Source organism: Streptomyces phaeolivaceus (genome assembly GCF_009184865.1).
Classification (GTDB): domain Bacteria; phylum Actinomycetota; class Actinomycetes; order Streptomycetales; family Streptomycetaceae; genus Streptomyces; species Streptomyces phaeolivaceus.
This window is the reverse complement of the sequence record NZ_CP045096.1, coordinates 8082194-8102918: the sequence shown is the minus strand read 5'-3', so window position 1 is coordinate 8102918 and position 20725 is coordinate 8082194. Positions and strand designations below refer to the sequence as shown.

Here is a 20725-nt window from a genome sequence, read left to right as displayed (position 1 = left end):
GGAGCTGGCCCGTCAGAACCAGAATCGTTTCTTTCCTTGTGAATATGACATGCACAGAGCCTTAAGATCATCCGATATTCAACCAAGATGACTGAAGGAATCCTTGTGCACCACTCCGCGCCTATCATCCCGGTCCCGGGTCGGCGAAGATCCCGTCGGAAGCAACGGGCCCTGGCGGCAGCCCTGCTGGCCGCTCTCGTGTGCGTTCCGCTGCCGCTGCTCAACGAGCCCGCGTTCGCCGAGGATGCCGCTCCTGCCGCTGACGCCCCGGCGGCGCAGGCAGTCGATACCCGGACCGAGATAGTCTCCGAACGCACCGACTCGACCACCACCTGGGCCAACGCCGACGGAACGACCACCGTCGAGACGTACACCGGCCCGATCCGGGTCAAGCAGTCCGACGGCGGCTGGCGGTCGATAGACACCACGCTCGTGGCGGAGGACGGCGTGGTACGGCCGAAGACCGCGGCCGCTGACATCAGTTTCTCCGGCGGCGGTTCGGGCGAACCGCTGGCCGAGGTCTCCCGCGGCGGCCGTACGCTCGGCCTCGACTGGCCTGGCAAGTTGCCCGAGCCGCGCCTGGACGGCCCGACCGCCGTCTACCCGGACGCCGTTGAGGGCGGCGACCTCGTGGTGACCGCCCTGAAGGAGGGCTTCTCCCACTCCGTTGTTCTGCACGAGCGCCCCGACGGCCCGGTCAGCTACCGGCTGCCCGTCTCCGCCGAGGGCCTCACCCTGCACGAGACCGATGACGAACGGCTGCGCTGGAGCGACAGCAAGGGCCGTACGGTGGCCACCGCGCCGCTGCCGGTGATGTGGGGTTCGGGCGAGAAGCGCGCCTCCGGTGAGCCCGAGGATCTCGCGGCCATCGACGTCACGGTCGAGCGGAACGCGGACACCGGCGATCAAGTTCTGGTCCTGGAGCCCGACGAGGAGTTCCTCGCCGACCCCGACCTGGAGTACCCGGTCACCATCGACCCGACCGACTCTCTGCTCGGCCCGGTGACCGACACCTGGGTCCAGTACGACGACTACCTCACCTCGCAGCGCGGCTCGACCGAGCTGAAGGCCGGTACCTACAACGGCACCGAGAAGGCCCGCTCGTACCTCAAGTTCGACGTGGCGAAGTACGCCGACAAGCACGTCCTCGACACCGATCTGCGCCTGTACTCGTACTACTCGTCCACCTGCAGCACTGCCGGCGCCGGCAACCAGGTACGCCGTATCACCTCGTCCTGGGACCCGTCGGCCATCACCTGGGCCGAGCAGCCGACGACCACCTCGACCGGCGCCGTGACCTCCACCGCGGCCAAGGGCTACAACTCCACCTGCCCGGCCGGGCACGTCTCCTGGGACATCGACGGGATCGTCCAGGCATGGGCCGACGGCCAGCCGAACCACGGTGTGCGGATCGCGGCCGTCGATGAGACGGACCCGCTGACCTGGCGCCGCTACCACTCGGCGAACCAGACGGACGGCTCGCACAACGCCGCCTACGAGCCGTCCCTGACGGTCACCTACAACTCCAAGCCCGGTACCGCGACGGCCGTCTCCCCGCTGTCCGGCACCTACACCTCGGACACCACACCCACCCTGTCCGCGAAGGCCACCGACGCCGACGCCCAGCAGCTCACGCACACCTTCGAGGTCTGGGCGGCGAACGGCACCGCGGCCCTGAAGTCCGGCACGTCCGCCTCCGTGGCCTCCGGGGCGGTGGCGACCCACACGGTCGGCGCCCTGGCGCCGGGCGACTACAAGTGGCGGGCCAGGGCGTCCGACGGCACCGACACCGGGGCCTGGTCGGCGTGGCAGACGTTCACCGTCGACACCACCGTCCCGTCCACCCCCGCCCTCACCTCCACCAGCCACCCCTCTGCGTCGGCCTGGTACGACGCCACCACCTTCACGGGCACACTCGCCTCGACGGACGCCTCCGGCGTCAGCGGATACGCCGTCAAGCTCGACCAGAGCCCGACGACCGCCGCCGGAACCACCGTCACACAGACGGCCGCCGCCGTGAACTGGTCCGGGCGCACCGACGGCACCTGGTGGGTGCACGCGGCTGCCAAGGACAAGGCCGGACTGTGGTCGGCGACGCAGCATCGCGGCTTCAACGTCGACACCACCGCCCCGGGCGCGCCCGGCGGCCTGGTCTCCTCCACCCACCTCGTGGCGTCGAGCGCGTACGCCAACCGCACCGCCTCCTTCAGCTGGTCCGCGCCCACCGACCTGTCCGGCGCAGATGGCTACGCGGTCGCCGTGGACCGCGTCACCGACACCTTGCCGGCCACCACCGGCACCGTGCAGACATCTACGAAACTCACCACCACCGTCGATGCGGACGGAACCTGGTACCTGCATGTGCGGGCGAAGGACCAGGCGGGCAACTGGTCGTCCACCGCCGCGCATCTGCCGTTCCGCGTGGATATGACGCTGCCGCCGAGCCCGGCGATCAGCTCGACCACACACCCCGAACAGACGGACGCGTATAAGAGCGGCTCCTTCAGCGCGACCTGGACCGCGCCCTCCGGCGCCTCCGCCGGATACAGCATCGTCGTCGACTCCATCGCAGACACCGTGCCCGACAGTACGGCCGAGACGACAAGCACCTCGTACACGACGACCCGCACCGAGGGCACCTGGTACCTGCACGTGCGCGGTATCGACGGCAACGGCACGGGAGGGGCGACCTCGCACTTCCGGTTCACCGTCGACACCACCGCGCCCGGCGCCCCGGCCGTGACTTCAGCGGCCTACCCGTCGAATGCCTGGGCCGGCGGTGCGCAGACGACCGGGACGTTCACGCTGACGCCCGACGGAACCGACACCCGCAGCCTGACGTACTCGGTCGACGGCGGTACCGCCCAGACCGTCACCACCACCGGCGGCCCGGTGGCGCTGCCGATCACTCCGGCCACCGAGGGCAGCCACCAGCTCGCCGTCACCGCCACCGACCGGGCCGGCAACGTCTCGGCCGAGACCAAGCGCGCCTTCCACGTCGGACGGGCGGCGGTGACCGCGCCTGCGAACGGTGAGGTGCTCGTCGGCTCGGTCGACCTCGCGGTCAGCGCCCCGGCCTCGCTGACGGACGTCACCTTCCTGCAGCGGTCCTCGTCCGCCGATCCGTGGCAGGTCATCCCGGCCTCCCAGGTGTCCCGCGCCGACGGCTCCGCCGTCACCTGGCCGGTGCCGCTTAGCAGCGGCGAGGCGCCGAAGCTCCTGTGGGACACCTCGTCCCTGTCCGGCAGCGGCGGCCGGCAGATCGGCGCCCGCTTCGGCGGCTCGTACAGCCCGCCGGAGGCCGAACCGGTCTCCGCGATCGTGGCCCGTGTCGAGGTCATCGAGGGCGGTATGGACGACGACACGCAAGAGTCGGAACCCGCCCAGGCCTACGCCCTGGAGCAGGCCGGGGCCCGCGCCGCGGAGGACCCGGACGCCTTCGCCCCGCCCTACATCGACCCGGCGACAGGTGACCTGGTCGCGCCGGTCGTGGAGTCGTCCTCGACCGACGAGGCATCCCACCCGATCCAGGTGACGCAAGCCCCCGCCGACGAGGGCAGCGGCCTGCCCGCCGAGGACACGGAGGACGACGGCAAGCCCGACACCGAGCCCAACGAGACTGAGACTCCGTCGCCGCCCGCGGACGGATCCGTGGAGACCACCGGAGAGGAGTCGTTCGCGATGCCTGAGGACACCACGGAGACCATTCCCGCGCCTGCCGGGCCGACCGTGACCGAGCAGGTCACCCCCCGCACCGAAGTGGTGAAGCACAGCGTCACCGCGCTGGAGTCACTGCGCGACGAAGTCCTCCAACTGTCGGAGGCGGAACTGCCCGGCGCTGGCGCACTGCACGTCGCGTCCGTGGACGCTGAGGCGAACCGTGTCGTCGTGGGGACAGAGACGGCCACCCCGGACCTGGTCATCGCTCTGGGCGAGCGATACGGCACCGACACCGTGGCCGTCCAGATCATGCCCGGTGTCGACGAGCTGGAACCTCAGGCCACCCGCTACAACGACACCTCGCCCTACTACGGTGGCGCCCGCATTTACTCGCTGATGTCCGACAACAAGGCGAGTTGGTGCACGGCTGGATTTCCCTGGAGGTACAACAGCAAGTGGTACATGGTGACGGCGGGCCACTGCACCTCCGGCAACGGGGCCATCACGAACCCCAGCGGTGACGACTACATAGGCCCAGTCGTCCGGGACAACTGGAAAAACGGACACGGCTCGGTGAAGCTCTCCGGCCAGAAGTACTACTCCGGTGATCTGGCGCTGTACCGGATCAACAGCGACAGCTCAGCTTCAGCCCGGATCTACAAGGGCGGCAAGACGGGCAAGTCGTCCCGGCCTGTCAAGGACTACTGGCGGCGCTGGGCGCAAGAGGGTGACAAGGTCTGTACGGGCGGCATGATGACCGGCGAGATCTGCGGCTGGGAGGTGACCGACACCCAGGTGACCTTCGACTACTCCGGCGGTACGACGGCCAGGAACATGGTCGTCGCCAAGAAGACGTCCGGATCCTGCACGACCCACGGGGACTCCGGGGGGCCGGTGTACACCGTCGACAGCAGCGGACGCGCCTACGCCAAGGGCATCCACTCCGGCGGCGGTGGCGGCGGCAGCGACCACAGCGGCGGCCTCTTCGACCCGTGCTGGGCGTTCTTCACCGACATCGGACTGGCCAACAGCGCCTTCCCCGGCACCGTAGCGAGGTACTGACATGCGCCGCACCCTTCTCACGCCCCTGCTGGCGATGGTCCTGACCGGATGCTCGTTCCTCGGCCCGGACACACCATGCACCGAAGCCGACGCGGACTCACAGGTCTCCGCCGTGTGGCAGCCCGCCGACTTCGGCGGCCGGGATGCGGCAAGGATCCGGCTGTGCGTGGACGGCTCCTGCGAGGAGCGGGCATCGGGCAGCCCCGACGACCCGTTCGCCACACTGGCGGTCCAACTCCCCGACGACATCGGTGCGTCCACCGTGCCTGTACGGCTCACCGTGACCTCGGTGAAGAGCGGTGAGAAAGTCGTCGAGGACAGCGCCCAGGCCAAGCTGACGGAGCAGCACCCCAACGGCGCGTCCTGCTCGCCCACCGTCTGGACGGCTACGTTCCGCGCCCACCCTGACAAGGGCCTCACCTCACCCAAGGGCCTGAAGCTCCAGGACTGAGCTCTCTGCCCAAGCGCCCGTCCCCCGGCGCCATCGGAGGGACGGGCGCTTCACATTCGTCTGCCGGTCGCTTCGTCAGATGGTCCGGCACGTGCGTAGCTGGCGGTACTTCCGATTAATCCTGTGACAGATGAGGGTGGTTCGGGCAGTATCGGGCGTCATGGTTGCTCTTCGCTCCCGTCGCCTGGAAGGGCTCTTCGGAGCCCGGCTGGACGCGGTCTCGCACGCCCAGGTCGCCGCCCTGAAGACGAACGCGGTCTCCGAGTCCTACGACTTGGAGTTCAAGGGGGAGCTCTACGGCGGCAATGACAAGGCCAAGCGGGACCTGGCCGGTGACGTGGCGGCCCTGGCCAACACCGCTGGCGGAGTCCTGCTGCTCGGCGTTGCCGAGGACGACCAGGCCCGGGCGGCGGAGCTCCCCGGAGTCGCACTCAGCGACAGCGAGGTGCTGCGATACCGCAACACAAGCCGCTGCCCGCAGACTCGGCACCGCGGCGCCGGTACTGCTCGACCGCGTGCAAGTCAGCCTGGTTCCGCCAGTACCGCCGTAACGGCCGCGCCCTCGACCTCATGGCCGCCCACACGATAGGACGCGGGCCCACCTGCCCCGCGTGCGGCCACCGGCTGGCCACCGGCTACTTCACCCGCGCTGACCAGTTCTTTTGTTCCGGCCGCTGCCGCACAGCGGCCTGGAGAGAACGCGAACAGGCAGGCGCGACGGCGCCGACCGTGTGACGGCTACGCGATCCGGTGGCCCGACCCGCAGTGTCGGACAGGAGGCCCCTGGGGAACAGAAGACGGGATCACGTACATCTCCACCGTGCCACAACACGATCTTTCTGCAAGGACCCCTTATTGATCCGAAACGGTAGGTGTTCTGGGTCGTTGGTCCCCTGCGTGAGTGAACTGGTGGGGGATGCACGGCAGTTGTCGCCGTCGGCGCAGGAGGCCCTTCGGCTGCGGGCGGTGGCCGCACTGGTGGCGGGCCGGACTCGCGAGGATGTCGCGGCGGTCTTCCAGGTCTCGCTCAAGGCGGTGGACAACTGGTGGGCGAAGTGGCTGGCCGGCGGGCGCGAAGCGCTGGTGGCCCAGCCGCGTGGGCGCCGGGTCGGCGAGCATCAGGTTCTCGGTGCGGTCGAGCAGCAGGCGGTCCGGCAGGCGGTTCTGGATCACCGCCCCTGTGACCTGGGGCTGGCGGGGCAGCTGTGGACGCGGGCCGGGGTCGGGGATCTGATCGCGAAGCTGTACCGGGTGCGGCTGACCGAGCAGGGGGTGGGCAAGTATCTGCGCCGGTGGGGGCTGTCGTTCCAGCGCCCGGACAGGCGTGCCGTCGAGCAGGACGCGGAAGCGGTCCGCGTCTGGCGGGAGGAGACCTGGCCGGCGATCCGGGCCAGGGCGAAGGCCGAGGGCGGCGAGGTGCTCTTCGCCGACCAGGTCGGCATCCGTTCCGACCAGGTCACGGGACGCACCTGGGGCGCCAAAGGAAGTACCCCGGTCGTCCGCCGCACGGGCAACCGGTTCTCGGTCAACGCGATGTCCGCGATCAGCACCAGGGGCCGCATGCACTTCATGGTCTTCACCGAGACCTTCGACGCCGACGTCATGTGCCGCTTCCTGGACCGGCTCGCGGGCCACTTCGACCGCAAGGTGCACCTCGTCCTGGACCGCCACTCCGCGCACCGCTCCCGCAAGGTCCGCGCATGGCTCGCCGATCACCCGGACCGCATCGAGCTGCACTTCCTGCCGCCGTACTCGCCGGAGCTGAACCCCGACGAACTGGTCAACGCCGACCTCAAACGGAGCCTGCCCATGCACAGCCGGGCCCGCGACCAGGCCCAACTCGCGGCCGAGACCCGCCGGTTCTTCCACCGCCGCCAACGGCAGCCACACATCGTCCGCGGCTACTTCGGCGGCCCACACCTCCGCTACACCCTCGAATGGAACCGATTGAGTTTCGGATCAATAGCAGTGTCCTGACCCAATCTTCGACTCAATCTTCGACGACACCGGTGAGATCCTGCCCGACGGCAGCATCGTCGCCCCGAGCCGTCTCGCAGTCGCCGCCTGACCCCGGCCGGCAGGGGGTGTCCGACACCCCGCGGGGGCTACGGCAGCACCGCGAAGCCGTCCAGCTCCACCAACGCCCGCTCGTCCCACAGCCGTACGACGCCGACGACCGCCATCGCGGGATAGTCCCGGCCGACCAACCTCCGCCAGACACGGCCGAGTTGCCGTGCGTGGAGCCGGTAGTCGGGGACGTCCGTCGCGTAGACCGTGACGCGGGCGAGGTCGGCCGGTGTTCCCCCGGCGGCCTCCAGCGCGGTGAGCAGATTGCCGAGCGCCCGCTCGAACTGCTCCTCCAGTGTCTCCCCCACGATCTTGCCGTCCGCGTCCAGCGCGGTCTGGCCCGCCAGGAACACGACCCGGGTGCCGGTGGCGACCACGGCGTGCGAGAAGCCGGTGGGCGGTGACAGCCCGGCCGGGTTCACCCGCTCGACACTCATGCGGCCCCCTCCCGCGACTCCCTTGATTCCTGCGGCTCTTGCGGCTCCTGCGGCTCCTGCGACGCGGTCCGCCGGTACAACTCCTTCGCGATGACCGCCCGTTGCACCTCGCTCGCCCCTTCGTAGATGCGCGGCGCCCGCACCTCCCGGTAGAGGTGTTCGAGCAAGTGGCCCCGGCGCAGCGCCCGCGCCCCGTGCAGTTGTACGGCCGCGTCGACGACGTACTGCGCGGTCTCGGTGGCCAGCAGCTTGGCCATCGCGGCCCGCCGGGGGACGTCCGGGTCGCCGGAGTCGTACGCCGCTGCCGCCGCGTAGACCATCAGCCGGGCCGCCTCCGTGCGCAGCGCCATCTCGGCGACCTGGTGGGCGACCGTCTGAAGGTCGCTCAACCTGCCGCCGAACGCCTCCCGTCGGGCGGTGTGCGCGAGGGTCGCGTCGAGGGCGGCCTCGGCCATGCCGACCGCGAAGGCGCCGACGCTCGGGCGGAACAGGTTGAGGGTGGCCATGGCGACGCGGAAGCCCCGGTCGGGCGCGCCGAGGACGTCGGCGGCGGTGACGGGGACGGCGTCGAGGTCGAGGGTGCCGATGGGGTGCGGGGAGAGCATGTCGAGGGCGGTGCCGGTGAGGCCGGGGCGGTCGGCCGGGACCAGGAAGGCGGTCACACCGCGCGAGCCCGCGCCGGGGGTGGTGCGGGCGAAGACCGTGTACAGGTCGGCCTCGGGGGCGTTGGAGATCCAGCACTTCTCGCCGGTGAGCCGCCAGCGGCCGGGGCCGTCGGGCTCCGCCCGCAGGGCGAGGGCCGCCGCGTCCGAACCGGCGCCCGGCTCGCTGAGCGCGAAGGCCGCGACCGCGTCGCCGTCGCTCACCCGGGGCAGCCAGCGGGCGCGCTGGGCCGGGGTGCCGTGGGCGTGCACCGGATGGGCGCCGAGGCCCTGGAGGGCCAGCGCCGTCTCGGCCTCCGTGCAGACGTACGCCAGTGACTCGCGCATCAGACAGAGGTCGAGGGCGCCCGAGGTGAACAGCCGGGCGAGCAGGCCCAGCCGGCCCAGCTCGGCGACGAGGGGGCGGTTGACATGACCGGGCTCGCCCTTGTCGGCCAGGGGGCGCAGCCGTTCGACGGCCAGGGCGCGCAGTTCGGCACGCCAGGCGAGTTGCGCCGGTTCGAGCGAGAATGCCGTCATCGGCCGTCCCGTCCCTTCTCCCCCTCGGGGCCCTCACCGAGGTTATCGCGAACTGTTGACTGCCGTCACCAAGGCGATACGCTCGCTGGTGCCGGGCACCCACGGCATGCGAGCCCACCACCACGTGCGAGTCCACTTCGGCAAGGGCCCCTCTGATGGATCTCCGTGGGAGAAGGAGCGGCGTTCGGTGCGTGCTCTCGGCGTGCCGGGCGGAAGCCCTCGTAGCGGAGCCACTTGGGCTTTTGCCCGGTGCGGCGAGAGTGCGTGCCGGGCGTCGCGACGCCACGGAGATCCATCAGAAGGGCCCTAGACCACGAGGGACCACAGCAGGGGGCGAACGTCATGAACTCCAGGGTCACCGCCCATGTCGACACCTTCGCCCGGGACTGTCTCCCGCCGCCGGACCAGTGGCCCGAGCTGTCGTTCGACCTGCCGGAGCTGCGCTATCCGGACCGGCTCAACGCCGCCGCCGCACTGCTCGACGGCGGGGATCCCGGCCGGCCCGTCTTCCGTACGCCCGCCGGGGAGGTGTGGACGTACGGCGAACTCCGCACCCGTGTCGACCGGGTCGCCCACGCGCTCACCTCCGGCCTCGGGGTGGTCCCCGGCAACCGGGTGCTGCTGCGCGGTCCCACCACGCCCTGGCTGGCCGCGTGCTGGCTCGCGGTGCTGAAGGCGGGGGCGGTCGCGGTGACGGTGCTGGCCCAGCAGCGGCCCCACGAGCTGGCGACGATCTGCGAGCTGGCCCGGGTGTCGTACGCGCTGTGCGACGCACGGCATATGGACGACCTGGTGAAGGCGGACGTGCCGGGGCTGCGGGTCGCCGCCTTCGGCGGGGACGGGCCGGACGGCCTGCTCGGTCCGGCGTCGGCGGACGGGGCGCGGGGGCCGTACGAGGCGGTGGACACGGCGGCCGACGACGTGGCGCTGATCGCTTTCACGTCCGGGACGACCGGGCGGCCGAAGGGGTGCGCGCACTTCCACCGGGACGTACTGGCGATCGCGGACACCTTCTCCAGGCATGTGCTGCGCCCCCGCGCCGACGACGTGTTCGCCGGGTCTCCCCCGCTCGGTTTCACCTTCGGCCTCGGCGGGCTCGTCGTCTTCCCGATGCGGGCCGGCGCCAGCGCGCTGCTGCTCGAACAGGCGGGGCCGAGGCAGTTGCTGCCGGCGGTCGCCGAGCACCGGGTGTCGGTGCTGTTCACCGCGCCGACCGCGTACCGGGCGATGCTGGGCGAGCTGAACGGGTCGAACGCCTCCGACGCGTCGCACGCGTACGACATCTCGTCGCTGCGGCGGTGTGTGTCGGCGGGCGAGAACCTGCCCGAGGCGACCTGGCGGGCCTGGCACGAGCGGACCGGGCTGCGGATCATCAACGGCATCGGGGCGACCGAGCTGCTGCACATCTTCATCTCCGCGGCCGACGACGGGATCAGGCCGGGGACGACGGGGGTGCCCGTGCCGGGGTGGCGGGCGCGGGTTCAGGACGAGGACGGGAAGCCGGTGCCCGACGGGCGGCAGGGGCTGCTCGCGGTGCGCGGTCCGGTGGGGTGCCGCTATCTGGCGGACGAGCGGCAGCGGGAGTACGTACGGAACGGCTGGAACGTCACGGGCGACACGTACGTCCGTGAGCCGGACGGGTACTTCCGCTATGTCGCCCGCGCCGACGACATGATCGTCTCGGCCGGTTACAACATCGCGGGACCCGAGGTCGAGGAGGCCCTGATGCGTCATCCGGACGTGGTGGAGACGGCGGTGGTGGGGCGGCCGGACGAGGCGCGCGGCCAGGTCGTCGTCGCCTGTGTGGTGGTCGCGGCGGGTGCCCGGCGGGACGGCGAGGCGCTGCGCGCGTTCCTCAAGGCGGAGCTGGCGCCGTACAAATGTCCGCGCGAGATCGTGTTCCTGGACGCGCTGCCGCGCACGGCCACCGGCAAACTTCAGCGGTTCCGGCTGCGCACCCTAGATGACCAGCAGTGATGCCGAAGACCTAAAATGATCAACGTGTCCGAACAGCACGCACCACGTTCGCTCATCGTCACCTTCTACGGCGCGTACGGCCGTTCGGTGCCGGGCCCGGTGCCCGTCTCCGAGCTGATCCGGCTGCTCGCCGCGGTCGGGGTCGACGCGCCCTCCGTCCGCTCCTCCGTGTCCCGGCTGAAACGGCGGGGCCTGCTGCTGTCGGCCCGGACGGCGGCGGGGGCCGCCGGGTACGCGCTGTCGCAGGACGCGCGGCAGCTCCTCGACGACGGCGACCGGCGGATCTACGCGACGGCGCCCGAGCAGGACGAGGGCTGGGTTCTCGCCGTGTTCTCGGTGCCGGAGTCGGAGCGGCAGAAACGGCACGTCCTGCGCTCCCGGCTGGCCGGACTCGGCTTCGGCACGGCCGCGCCGGGCGTGTGGATCGCGCCGGCCCGGCTGTACGAGGAGACCCGGCACACCCTGGTCCGGCTGCGGCTCGGCCCGTACGTGGACCTGTTCCGGGGCGAGCATCTGGGGTTCGCGGCGACCGCCGAGGCGGTGGCGCGCTGGTGGGACCTGGCCGGGATCGCCAAGCAGCACGAGGCGTTCCTCGACCGGCACGCGCCCGTGCTGCACGGCTGGGAGCGCCGCGAGGAGACCCCGACGGAGGAGGCGTACCGGGACTATCTGCTGGCCCTGGACTCCTGGCGCCATCTGCCGTACGCCGACCCCGGGCTGCCCGCGGCGCTGCTGCCCGCGGACTGGCCGGGGGTGCGGTCGGCGGCGGTGTTCCGGGCGCTGCACGCGCGGCTGCGGGAGGCGGGCGCGAGGTTCGCGGGCACCGGATCGTAAATTCCTGTAACAGTTTCGTTCACTAAGGGAACGCTCAGGGTTCTACTTCAATCTTCTCAGAATCCTTACTTACCATCCTGACGCATGAGCCTCATGCGCAACCTGAACCGTGCACTCACCGCCACCACCGGTCTGCAAGTCCGCAGGGCGCCCGCGGCGGCGCCCGCCGCGCCCAAGGTCACGGCTCCGAAGCCGGCCGCGAAGAAGCCCACGGCGGTGTACCGATGTCCGGCTCCCGAGGACCTCGCCACGGACCGGTTGCTCAGGCAGCCGGTCTTCATCATGTCTCCCGTGCGGTCGGGCTCCACCCTGCTGCGGATGCTCATGAACGCGCACTCACGGTTGCACTCCCCGCACGAGCTGCACATACGCAGGCTGGAGGTCGGCTACGGCAGCAAGCTGTCGCAGAAGGCGATGAACGCCCTCGACCTGGAGCGCGGTGATCTGGAGCATCTGCTCTGGGACCGGGTCATGCACCGCGAACTGGTCAGGTCGGGCAAGGACTTCGTCGTCGAGAAGACCCCCAGCAACGCCTTCGTGTACGAGCGTATCCGGGACTGCTGGCCCGACGCCCGCTTCGTCTTCCTGCTGCGCCACCCGGTCTCCATCGCCCAGTCCTGGCACGAGGGCGACCCCGACAAGCGCACCTACGACGAGGCCGCCGCCGACGCGCTGCGCTACATGAAGGCCGTCGAGAAGGCCCGCAAGGGGCTCACCGGCGGACACACCGTGCGCTACGAGGACATCACCGCCGACCCCGAGAAGGAGATGCGGGGGCTCTGCGACTTCCTCGACCTCGCCTTCGAGCCGGCCATGCTCGACTACGGCAAGAAGGACGACGCCCAGGTCGTGAAGGGGCTCGGCGACTGGCGGGACAAGATCAAGACCGGTCAGGTGCAGGCCGGGCGGGCGCTGCCCACCGAGGACGACATCCCCGATCTCCTCCGGCCGATGTGCGAGGCGTGGGGCTACAGCAAGTGAGGCCGCACGCCGAGATGGGCGAGGTCTGGCCGCGCGACGGGCGCATCAGACTCGTCGGACGCATCCACGGGGTCCCGGCGGACGGCACCTGGCAGCTGCTCCTCACCCGCCGCGCGCGGGCCGGCCAGACCCTGCGCTACGACGCCGACGTCAAGGGCGACCGCTTCGAGAGCGAACTGCCCGTCGCCGACCTCACCGCGAGCGACCCCGCGCCCGTCGAGGAGTGGGACATCCACCTCACCGACGGCGAGGTCGAACTGCGCGCCGGGAGGCACCTGGACGACGTACGCGGCAAGAAGAAGATCTTCGTGTATCCGGAGCAGCGCACCGGGGACCTCCGGGTGCGCCCCTACTACACGATCAAGGACAACCTGTCTCTGGAGTGCCGCACGGGAGGCTCCGCATGACCGACCGCCGCCCGATCCCCCGGCGCCCCCACATCCGCTATCTGCTGCTGCACGCCTACGGCCGGGGCGGCACCATCCGCACGGTGATGAACCAGGCCAACTCCCTGGTCGCGGCGGGCTGGACCGTGGAGATCGTCAGCGCGCTGCGCCGCCGCGACGACATCCAGTTCCCGCTCGACCCCCGGGTGAGGGTGTCCACGGTCGTGGACCTGCGCGAGGGCACCTACACCCCGCCGTCCGGCCTCGTCGCGCGCTGGCGCGACCGCAAGCGCGGCGAACTGCTGGAGGCGCCCGCCCGGCACGTCCCGAAGGGCGAGTTCGGCTACCGCTACTTCAACCGGTACGTCGAGGACCGGCTCATCGCCTACATGCGGTCGCTGACGGACGGCGTCCTGGTCACCACCCGGCCCGCGCTGAACTTCCTGGCCGCCGAGCACGCCACGTCCGGTGTGGTCCGGATCGCCCAGGAGCACATGAACCTCGGCACCCACAAGCGGGACGTGCAACAGCGCATCCGGGAGACCTACCCGCACTTCGCGACGGTCGCCGTGCTCACCGAACGCGACCGCGACGAGTACGCCGAACTGCTGCCCGGGACCAAGGTCGTCCGCATCCCGAACGCCGTGCACTCCCTGGACCAGATCCCCGCCGACCCCAGGTCGAGGATCGCGGTGGCGGCCGGCCGACTCTTCCCGCAGAAGGGCTTCGACCTGCTGATCCCGGCCTGGGCGAAGCTCGTGGAGACATATCCCGACTGGCAGCTGAGAATTTACGGCAGCGGCGAGAAGAAGTCGGAACTCCGTCATCTCATCGAAGAACACCATCTCTACAATCACGTGTTCCTCATGGGACACACCGACCGCTTGGACGACGAACTCGCCAAGGCCTCCTTCTACGTGCTCAGTTCACGCTTCGAGGGACTGCCGATGGTGATGATCGAGGCGATGAGCCACGCCCTGCCCGTGGTGAGCTTCGACTGCCCGACCGGCCCCGCCGACGTGCTGACGCACGGCGTGGACGGGCTGCTCGTCGCCCCCGAGGACCCCGACGCGCTCGCCGACGCGATGGCCGGGCTGATGGCCGACGAGGTGCTGCGCGCCGACATGGGTGTGGCGGCGGTCCTCACGGCCGCCTCCTACGGTCCGGACTCCGTGCACCACCGCTGGGAGTCCCTCTTCACCTCCCTCCACGAACAACGGCACGGCCATGCCGCCGGCGCCGCGAAAGGAACCCACGCATGACCACCTCGTCCAGGGCGTCCCGGGCCCAGGGAGCCACGGTCTGGCTCACCGGACTGCCGAGCGCGGGCAAGACCACGATCGCCCGGGTCCTCGCCGGCCGGCTGCGGTCCGAGGGGCACCGGGTGGAGGTCCTCGACGGTGACGAGATCCGCCGCTTCCTCTCCGCCGGCCTCGGCTTCTCCCGCGAGGACCGCAACACCAATGTCCAGCGCATCGGCCTGGTCGCCGAGGTCCTCGCCCGCAACGGCGTGCTCTCCGTCGTCCCCGTCATCGCGCCGTACGCCGACAGCCGCGAGGCCGTCCGCAAGCGCCACGACGTCAGCGGCACCCCGTACTTCGAGGTGCATGTCGCCACCCCCGTCGAGGTGTGCAGCGAGCGCGATGTGAAGGGCCTGTACGCCCGTCAGGCCGCCGGGCAGCTCAAGGGGCTGACCGGTGTCGACGACCCGTACGAGCCGCCGGCCGACCCCGCGCTCTTCCTCCCGACGCAGGACCAGACGCCCGACGAGTCGGCCGCGTCGGTGTACGCGCTGCTGGCGGAGCGGGGCCTCGTATGACCGTCCCCACCCTGTCCCACCTGGACGCCCTGGAGTCCGAGGCGGTCCATGTCTTCCGTGAGGTGGCGGGCGAGTTCGAGCGGCCGGTGATCCTGTTCTCCGGCGGCAAGGACTCCATCGTCATGCTGCATCTGGCGCTGAAGGCGTTCACGCCCGCTCCGGTGCCGTTCTCGCTGCTGCACGTGGACACCGGGCACAACTTCCCCGAGGTGCTGGAGTACCGGGACCGCACGGTGGCCCGGCACAGTCTGCGGCTGCATGTGGCCTCCGTGCAGGACCACATCGACCGGGGTGTGCTGCGGGAGCGTCCGGACGGGACGCGGAATCCGCTGCAGACCGTGCCGTTGACGGAGCGGATCCAGGCGGAGAAGTTCGACGCCGTCTTCGGCGGCGGGCGCCGGGACGAGGAGAAGGCACGCGCCAAGGAGCGGGTGTTCTCGCTGCGGGACGAGTTCTCGCAGTGGGATCCGCGGCGGCAGCGGCCGGAGCTGTGGAACCTGTACAACGGGCGGCACGCTCCTGGGGAGCATGTGCGTGTCTTCCCGCTGTCCAACTGGACCGAGCTGGACGTGTGGCAGTACATCGCCCGCGAGGGCATCGAGCTGCCGGAGATCTACTTCGCCCATCACCGCGAGGTGTTCCGCCGGGCCGGGATGTGGCTGACCGCCGGTGAGTGGGGCGGGCCCAAGGACGGCGAGACGGTCGAGAAGCGGCAGGTGCGGTACCGGACGGTCGGCGACATGTCCTGCACGGGCGCGGTGGACTCGGACGCGACCACGCTGGACGCCGTGATCACCGAGATCGCGGCCTCCCGGCTGACCGAGCGGGGTGCGACGCGCGCGGACGACAAGATGTCCGAGGCCGCGATGGAGGACCGTAAGCGCGAGGGGTACTTCTAGCCATGAGCACGAGCACGAGTACGGTCGAGCGGCCCTCGGCCACCATCGACACCCTGCGCTTCGCGACGGCCGGTTCGGTCGACGACGGGAAGTCCACGCTAGTCGGTCGGCTGCTGCACGACTCCAAGTCGGTGCTGACGGACCAGATGGAGGCGGTGGAGCGGTTCTCCGCAGACCGTGGGCAGGACGCCCCGGACCTGGCGCTGCTGACGGACGGTCTGCGGGCCGAGCGGGAGCAGGGCATCACGATCGACGTGGCGTACCGCTACTTCGCCACGGCCCGCCGCCGGTTCATCCTCGCCGACACCCCCGGGCATGTGCAGTACACCCGCAACATGGTCACCGGCGCCTCCACGGCCGAGCTGGCGATCGTCCTGGTCGACGCCCGCAACGGGGTGGTCGAGCAGACGCTGCGGCACGCCGCCGTGGCGGCGCTGCTGCGGGTGCCGCACGTGGTGCTGTCCGTCAACAAGATGGACCTGGTCGGGTACGAGGAGAAGGAGTTCCGGCGGATCGTCGAGGACTTCGCGCGGCACGCCGACGAGTTGGGACTGCCCGGCTTCACCTCGATCCCGGTGTCGGCACTGGCCGGTGACAATGTCGTCGAGCGGTCGGCGCGGATGGACTGGTACGACGGTCCGGCGCTCCTGGAGTTCCTGGAGACCGTGCCGGTGGGCGTGGAGGCAGCGGACGCCCCGGCGCGCTTCCCCGTGCAGTATGTGATCCGGCACGGTGAAGTCCGGCACTACGCGGGGCAGTTGGTGTCGGGTGCGCTGCGGGTCGGTGACCGGGTGACCGTGCATCCGTCGGGTGAGACCTCCGAGATCACCGGCATCGACGTCCTCGGTGAGGCGGCGGAGGCCGCGTACGCGCCGCGGTCGATCAGTGTGCGGCTGGCGGACCAACGGGACGTGTCCCGCGGGGACATGATCACGACGGGGGCGGCCGACACGGCGCCCTCGCTGACGCGGGACGTCCGGGCGGCGGTCTGCCATCTGGCGGAACGGCCGCTGCGGGTCGGCGACCGCGTCCTGCTCCGGCACACCACCCGTACCGTCCAGGCGATCGTCAGGGAACTCGGCGGGTTCCCCGAGCTGACCACGAACGACCTGGGCCGGATCGTGCTGCGCACGGCCGAGCCGCTCGCGCTGGACGACTACGCGGCGGTGCGGCGGACGGGGGCGTTCATCCTGGTCGACCCGGCGGACGGGGCGACGCTGACGGCGGGGATGGTGGAGCTGCGGTAGCGGCCTCCCGGGGCTTGTCCGGTGCTCGTCCGGTGTTCGTCCGGGGCCCGTCCGGCGGGTTGTCGCCGGACAAGCCCCGGCCCGTCGGCTCGGTGCCGGGAAGGGCTCGGCGCTTGAGCGTGAAGGTGAAGGTGAAGTCGCCGGAGAGCCGACCGTTCAGCCGGACCGCCGAGACGAGCTTCCCCTCCGTGATCAGTCGCTCGACCCCGGCCCGTGGGAGACCGAGGCCTTCGGCGATCGGCCGCACCGGCCGGAGGGGGATCCGCGCAGCGAAGCTGACCGACACATCGATCACCTCATGGTCCGGACGATCCGCTCCCCCCGTGTCGAGTGCCAGGGCGGGGTCGTTGTCCTCCACCGGTTTTCGGGCGCCCTCGCGGTACGGCCGCCGTCGGCCAGGACGAGGTCGGCTAGGACAGGGTCAGCCGGGGTTTGGGGGCGTCCGTGCGGCCCGTGGTGGGGCGGCGGCGGCCGGCCAGATAGGGGGAGGGCCAGGCCACGCCCGGCCCCTCGTAGCCCTGCTCCGCCGCCGCGTGGAGCGTCCAGTGCGGGTCGTACAGATGGGGGCGGCCGAGGGCGCAGAGGTCCGTACGGCCCGCCAGGATGAGGGAGTTGACGTCGTCCCAGGAGGAGATGGCGCCGACGGCGACGGTCGGTACGCCCACCTGGTGCCGGATACGGTCCGCGAACGGGGTCTGGTACGAGCGGCCGTACTCGGGGTGTTCGTCGGCGACCACCTGCCCGGTCGAGACGTCGATCGCGTCGGCGCCGTGCGCGGCGAAGGCACGGGCGATCTCGACGGCGTCCTCGGCCGTGGTCCCCCCGTCGGCCCAGTCCGTCGCCGAGATACGCACGGTCATCGGGCGCTCCTCCGGCCACACCGCCCGTACGGCGTCGAAGACTTCGAGAGGGAAGCGCAGCCGGTGGTCGAGCGGGCCGCCGTAGCGGTCGGTGCGGCGGTTGGTCAGCGGGGAGAGGAAACCGGAGAGCAAGTAGCCGTGGGCGCAGTGGAGTTCGAGGAGATCGAAGCCGCTGCGGGCGGCCCGGCCGGCGGCTGCCGTGAACTGTAGGCGGATGTCGGTGAGTTGGGCCCGGGAGAGGGCGCGCGGGGTCTGGCTGCCCGGCTTGTACGGGATCGGGGAGGCCGCCGTCAGGGGCCAGTTGTCCGCGTCCAGCGGCTCGTCGATGCCCTCCCACATCACCCTGGTCGAGCCCTTGCGGCCGGAGTGGCCCAGCTGGACGCCGATGGCCGTGCCGGGCGCCCGCTCGTGCACGAACCGCACCGTGCGGCGCCAGGCCTCGGCCTGCCGGGAGTTCCAGAGTCCCGCACAGCCCGGGGTGATCCGCCCCTCGGGGCTCACGCACACCATCTCGGTCATCACCAGCCCGGCGCCGCCGAGGGCGCGGGCGCCCAGGTGGACGAGGTGGACGTCGCCGGGGACGCCGTCGGTCGCCGAGTACATGTCCATCGGGGAGACGACGACACGGTTGCGCAGGGTCAGACCGCGCAGCCGGAACGGGGTGAACATCGGGGGCGTTCCCGGCGGGCAGCCGAACTCCCGCTCCACCGCGTCCGTGAAGCGCGGGTCGCGCAGCCGGAGGTTGTCGTGGGTGACACGGCGGCTGCGGGTGAGCAGATTGAAGGCGAACTGCCGTGAGGGCTGGTCGAGATGGAACCCGATGTTCTCGAACCACTCCAGACTGGCCCGCGCCGCCCGCTGGGTGGAAGCGACCACCGGGCGCCGCTCCGCCTCGTACGCCGTCAACGCCCTTGCCAGGTCCGGCTGTTCCTCCAGACAGGCGGCGAGCGCGAGCGCGTCCTCGACGGCCAGCTTCGTACCGGAGCCGATGGAGAAGTGCGCGGTGTGCGCGGCATCGCCGAGCAGCACCAGATTGCCGTGCGACCAGCGCTCGTTGACGACCGTGCGGAAGGTCGTCCAGGTGGAGTTGTGGGAGCGCAGGGGCCGGCCGCCGAGCGCGTCCGCGAAGAGTTTCGCGCAGTGCTCGACCGACTCCCGCTCGTCCGCCCGGTCCAGCCCGGCGGCCCGCCACACCTCCTCGCGCATCTCCACGATGACCGTGGAGGCGTCCGGCGCGTAGGGGTAGCCGTGCAGTTGCGCCACACCGTGCTCGGTCTCGGCGATCTCGAAGCGGAAGGCGTCGAAGGCGAAGTCGGCGGCGAGCCAGATATAGCGGCAGCGGTGCGCCTGGACGGTCGGCCGGAAGACCTCCGCGTATGCCTCACGGGTCGCGCTGTGCACCCCGTCCGCCGCGACGACCAGGTCGTACGTCTCGCAGAGCCAGGCGGGGTACGGGGCCTCCGTGCCGAAGCGGAGCTCTACACCCAGTTCTCGGCAGCGGGTGTGCAGGATCTGGAGGAGGCGGCGGCGGCCGAGGGCGGCGAAGCCGTGGCCTCCGGCGGTGTGGCGGGTGTTCCGGTGGACGATGGTGATGTCGTCCCAGCGGGTGAAGTGGGGGCGCAGGGCGTCGTAGACCGTGGGGTCGGCGTGTTCTATGCCGCCCAGGGTTTCGTCGGAGAGGACTACGCCGAAGCCGAAGGTGTCGTCCGGGGGGTTGCGTTCCCAGACGGTTATCTCGCGGGATGGGTTGAGGCGTTTGAGGAGGGCGGCGGCGTAGAGGCCGCCTGGGCCTCCGCCGATGATCGCGATACGGGTGGGGAGGTTCTGTCCGGTTGGCGGCTGCGGGTTTGTTGTGGCTGGTCGCGCCCACGCGGCGGTAGCCGCATATTCAGTACTGCCCCGCGCCCCTGGGTGGGCTGCCCCTGGACTTGGCGTGACAGGCGACGTCGGCATCAGTGGCCCTGCCACTTCGGGGGGCGCTTCTCCGTGAACGCCGCGTGGAATTCCGCGTAGTCCTCGCCGGTCATGAGGAGGGCCTGGGTGGCCGCGTCCAGTTCCACGGACGCGGAGAGCGGCATGTCCAGTTCGGCCGTCAGCAGGGCCTTGGTCTGGGCGTGGGCCAGGGCCGGGCCCTCGGCCAGGCGGCGGGCGAGAGCCTGGGCGGCCTCGTCGGCGCTGCCCTCGTCGGTGAGCTGGCTGATCAGGCCGATGCGTTCGGCCTCGGGGGCGCGGACGGGTTCGCCGAGCATGAGGAGGCGGGTGGCGTGGCCGAGGCCGACGACGCGGGGCAGGAGATAGGCCGCGCCCATGTCGCCGCCGGAGAGGCCGACGCGGGTGAAGAGGAAGGAGAAGCGGGCGGTGGGGTCGGCGACGCGGAAGTCGGCGGCCAGGGCGAGGACCGCGCCGGCGCCCGCGGCCACGCCGCGCACGGCGGCGACCACCGGGAACGGGCACTCGCGTACGGCCCGCACGACCTGCCCGGTCATCCGGTTGAAGTCGAGGAGCTGGGCGGTGTCCATGGCGAGGGTGGCGCCGATGATCTCGTCGACGTCGCCACCGGAGCAGAAGCCGCGGCCCGCTCCGGCCAGCACCAGGGCCCGTACGGACCTCTCGCGGGAGAGTTCGGCCAGCAGATCGCGCAGGTCGGCGTAGGCGCCGAAGGTGAGGGCGTTGAGTTTCTCGGGGCGGGCGAGAGTGACGGTGGCCACACCGTCGGTGATCTCGCACCGCAGATGTCGCCAGTCGGTGGTGCGGGCGGCGGAGCCGGTGAAGGGACTCATGACGGGCGGCCTCCTCGGGGGCTACCGCTGCGCTGCGGCTACTTCCCTGCCTGTACTTCCCCTGCCTACTTCCCTTGCTTCCCC

17 protein-coding genes and 1 pseudogene are annotated in these 20725 nt (G+C 71.0%); 13 read left to right on the top strand and 5 right to left on the bottom strand.

Annotated features, from left to right (window positions below; all coding sequences use genetic code 11):
* Positions 1–198 precede the first annotated feature (198 nt).
* The 5 genes from F9278_RS47690 to F9278_RS48890 all read left to right on the top strand — a co-directional run bounded on the left by F9278_RS47690 (position 199) and on the right by F9278_RS48890 (position 7241).
* Positions 199–4722 (top strand): DNRLRE domain-containing protein, encoded by a 4524-nt coding sequence (locus F9278_RS47690; RefSeq protein WP_226967115.1) that lies wholly within the window; start codon positions 199–201, stop codon positions 4720–4722.
* Between the two features lies 1 nt (position 4723).
* Positions 4724–5173, top strand: coding sequence for a hypothetical protein (locus F9278_RS37235; RefSeq protein WP_152172231.1), 450 nt, complete (start codon positions 4724–4726; stop codon positions 5171–5173).
* A 160-nt stretch (positions 5174–5333) separates the two neighbouring features.
* Positions 5334–5762 carry an AlbA family DNA-binding domain-containing protein gene (locus F9278_RS37230; RefSeq protein WP_193241806.1) on the top strand — a complete coding sequence of 143 codons (429 nt, stop codon included), beginning with the start codon at positions 5334–5336 and terminating at the stop codon, positions 5760–5762.
* 308 nt (positions 5763–6070) lie between these two features.
* Positions 6071–7150 (top strand): IS630 family transposase, encoded by a 1080-nt coding sequence (locus tag F9278_RS37225; protein ID WP_450373038.1) that lies wholly within the window; start codon positions 6071–6073, stop codon positions 7148–7150.
* 4 nt (positions 7151–7154) lie between these two features.
* Positions 7155–7241, top strand: a complete 87-nt coding sequence (locus F9278_RS48890) for a DUF5999 family protein (protein ID WP_404819031.1) — start codon at positions 7155–7157, stop codon at positions 7239–7241.
* A 37-nt stretch (positions 7242–7278) separates the two neighbouring features.
* Here the strand turns inward: F9278_RS48890 and F9278_RS37220 are convergent, their stop codons facing one another.
* Together F9278_RS37220 and F9278_RS37215 are read right to left on the bottom strand one after the other, a co-directional pair.
* Positions 7279–7677, bottom strand: a complete 399-nt coding sequence (locus tag F9278_RS37220; RefSeq protein ID WP_152172229.1) for a RidA family protein — start codon at positions 7675–7677, stop codon at positions 7279–7281.
* On the bottom strand, positions 7674–8858 hold the full coding sequence (locus F9278_RS37215) for an acyl-CoA dehydrogenase family protein (RefSeq protein WP_226967114.1): 1185 nt from the start codon (positions 8856–8858) through the stop codon (positions 7674–7676). Before F9278_RS37215 ends, F9278_RS37220 begins: the two co-directional genes overlap by 4 nt.
* Positions 8859–9200: 342 nt before the next feature.
* On the opposite strand from F9278_RS37215, the gene F9278_RS37210 reads away from it, so the two are divergent.
* From F9278_RS37210 to F9278_RS37175, 8 genes are all read left to right on the top strand, one after another.
* Positions 9201–10835, top strand: coding sequence for an AMP-binding protein (locus F9278_RS37210; RefSeq protein WP_152172228.1), 1635 nt, complete (start codon positions 9201–9203; stop codon positions 10833–10835).
* A 15-nt stretch (positions 10836–10850) separates the two neighbouring features.
* Positions 10851–11669 (top strand): PaaX family transcriptional regulator, encoded by an 819-nt coding sequence (locus tag F9278_RS37205; protein WP_152172227.1) that lies wholly within the window; start codon positions 10851–10853, stop codon positions 11667–11669.
* Between the two features lie 84 nt (positions 11670–11753).
* Positions 11754–12650 carry a sulfotransferase family protein gene (locus tag F9278_RS37200; protein WP_152172226.1) on the top strand — a complete coding sequence of 299 codons (897 nt, stop codon included), beginning with the start codon at positions 11754–11756 and terminating at the stop codon, positions 12648–12650.
* Positions 12632–13057, top strand: coding sequence for a hypothetical protein (locus tag F9278_RS37195; protein ID WP_152172225.1), 426 nt, complete (start codon positions 12632–12634; stop codon positions 13055–13057). Before F9278_RS37200 ends, F9278_RS37195 begins: the two co-directional genes overlap by 19 nt.
* Entirely contained in the window at positions 13054–14298 is a 1245-nt protein-coding gene (locus tag F9278_RS37190; RefSeq protein ID WP_152172224.1) for a glycosyltransferase family 4 protein, read from the top strand. The genes F9278_RS37195 and F9278_RS37190 overlap by 4 nt, the downstream gene beginning before the upstream one ends.
* Positions 14295–14855: an adenylyl-sulfate kinase gene (gene cysC / locus F9278_RS37185; protein ID WP_152172223.1), complete on the top strand. Its 561-nt coding sequence runs from the start codon at positions 14295–14297 to the stop codon at positions 14853–14855. Before F9278_RS37190 ends, cysC begins: the two co-directional genes overlap by 4 nt.
* Complete coding sequence (cysD, locus tag F9278_RS37180) at positions 14852–15754, top strand: sulfate adenylyltransferase subunit CysD (RefSeq protein WP_152172222.1); 903 nt, start codon at positions 14852–14854, stop codon at positions 15752–15754. Before cysC ends, cysD begins: the two co-directional genes overlap by 4 nt.
* 2 nt (positions 15755–15756) lie before the next feature.
* A complete protein-coding gene (locus tag F9278_RS37175; RefSeq protein WP_152172221.1) occupies positions 15757–17001 on the top strand; it encodes a sulfate adenylyltransferase subunit 1 in 1245 nt (414 codons plus the stop codon).
* A gap of 109 nt (positions 17002–17110) precedes the next feature.
* Here the strand turns inward: F9278_RS37175 and F9278_RS47680 are convergent.
* The 3 genes and pseudogenes from F9278_RS47680 to F9278_RS37160 form a co-directional block, all read right to left on the bottom strand.
* Positions 17111–17353: pseudogene (locus F9278_RS47680) on the bottom strand (DUF1062 domain-containing protein); the annotation flags it as partial.
* 58 nt (positions 17354–17411) lie between these two features.
* Positions 17412–19814 (bottom strand): bifunctional salicylyl-CoA 5-hydroxylase/oxidoreductase, encoded by a 2403-nt coding sequence (locus F9278_RS37165; protein WP_226967113.1) that lies wholly within the window; start codon positions 19812–19814, stop codon positions 17412–17414.
* Positions 19814–20641, bottom strand: coding sequence for an enoyl-CoA hydratase family protein (locus F9278_RS37160; protein ID WP_152172220.1), 828 nt, complete (start codon positions 20639–20641; stop codon positions 19814–19816). Before F9278_RS37160 ends, F9278_RS37165 begins: the two co-directional genes overlap by 1 nt.
* Positions 20642–20725: the final 84 nt, after the last annotated feature.

What these genes read in the sequence shown, in the direction of transcription:
- F9278_RS37235 (WP_152172231.1), top strand. Translation starts at nt 4,724, where the DNA reads ATGCGCCGCACCCTTCTCACGCCCCTGCTGGCGATGGTCCTGACCGGA.
- F9278_RS37230 (WP_193241806.1), top strand. Translation starts at nt 5,334, where the DNA reads ATGGTTGCTCTTCGCTCCCGTCGCCTGGAAGGGCTCTTCGGAGCCCGG.
- F9278_RS37220 (WP_152172229.1), bottom strand. Translation starts at nt 7,677, where the DNA reads ATGAGTGTCGAGCGGGTGAACCCGGCCGGGCTGTCACCGCCCACCGGC.
- F9278_RS37215 (WP_226967114.1), bottom strand. Translation starts at nt 8,858, where the DNA reads ATGACGGCATTCTCGCTCGAACCGGCGCAACTCGCCTGGCGTGCCGAA.
- F9278_RS37210 (WP_152172228.1), top strand. Translation starts at nt 9,201, where the DNA reads ATGAACTCCAGGGTCACCGCCCATGTCGACACCTTCGCCCGGGACTGT.
- F9278_RS37205 (WP_152172227.1), top strand. Translation starts at nt 10,851, where the DNA reads ATGATCAACGTGTCCGAACAGCACGCACCACGTTCGCTCATCGTCACC.
- F9278_RS37200 (WP_152172226.1), top strand. Translation starts at nt 11,754, where the DNA reads ATGAGCCTCATGCGCAACCTGAACCGTGCACTCACCGCCACCACCGGT.
- F9278_RS37190 (WP_152172224.1), top strand. Translation starts at nt 13,054, where the DNA reads ATGACCGACCGCCGCCCGATCCCCCGGCGCCCCCACATCCGCTATCTG.
- cysC (WP_152172223.1), top strand. Translation starts at nt 14,295, where the DNA reads ATGACCACCTCGTCCAGGGCGTCCCGGGCCCAGGGAGCCACGGTCTGG.
- cysD (WP_152172222.1), top strand. Translation starts at nt 14,852, where the DNA reads ATGACCGTCCCCACCCTGTCCCACCTGGACGCCCTGGAGTCCGAGGCG.
- F9278_RS37175 (WP_152172221.1), top strand. Translation starts at nt 15,757, where the DNA reads ATGAGCACGAGCACGAGTACGGTCGAGCGGCCCTCGGCCACCATCGAC.
- F9278_RS37165 (WP_226967113.1), bottom strand. Translation starts at nt 19,814, where the DNA reads ATGCCGACGTCGCCTGTCACGCCAAGTCCAGGGGCAGCCCACCCAGGG.
- F9278_RS37160 (WP_152172220.1), bottom strand. Translation starts at nt 20,641, where the DNA reads ATGAGTCCCTTCACCGGCTCCGCCGCCCGCACCACCGACTGGCGACAT.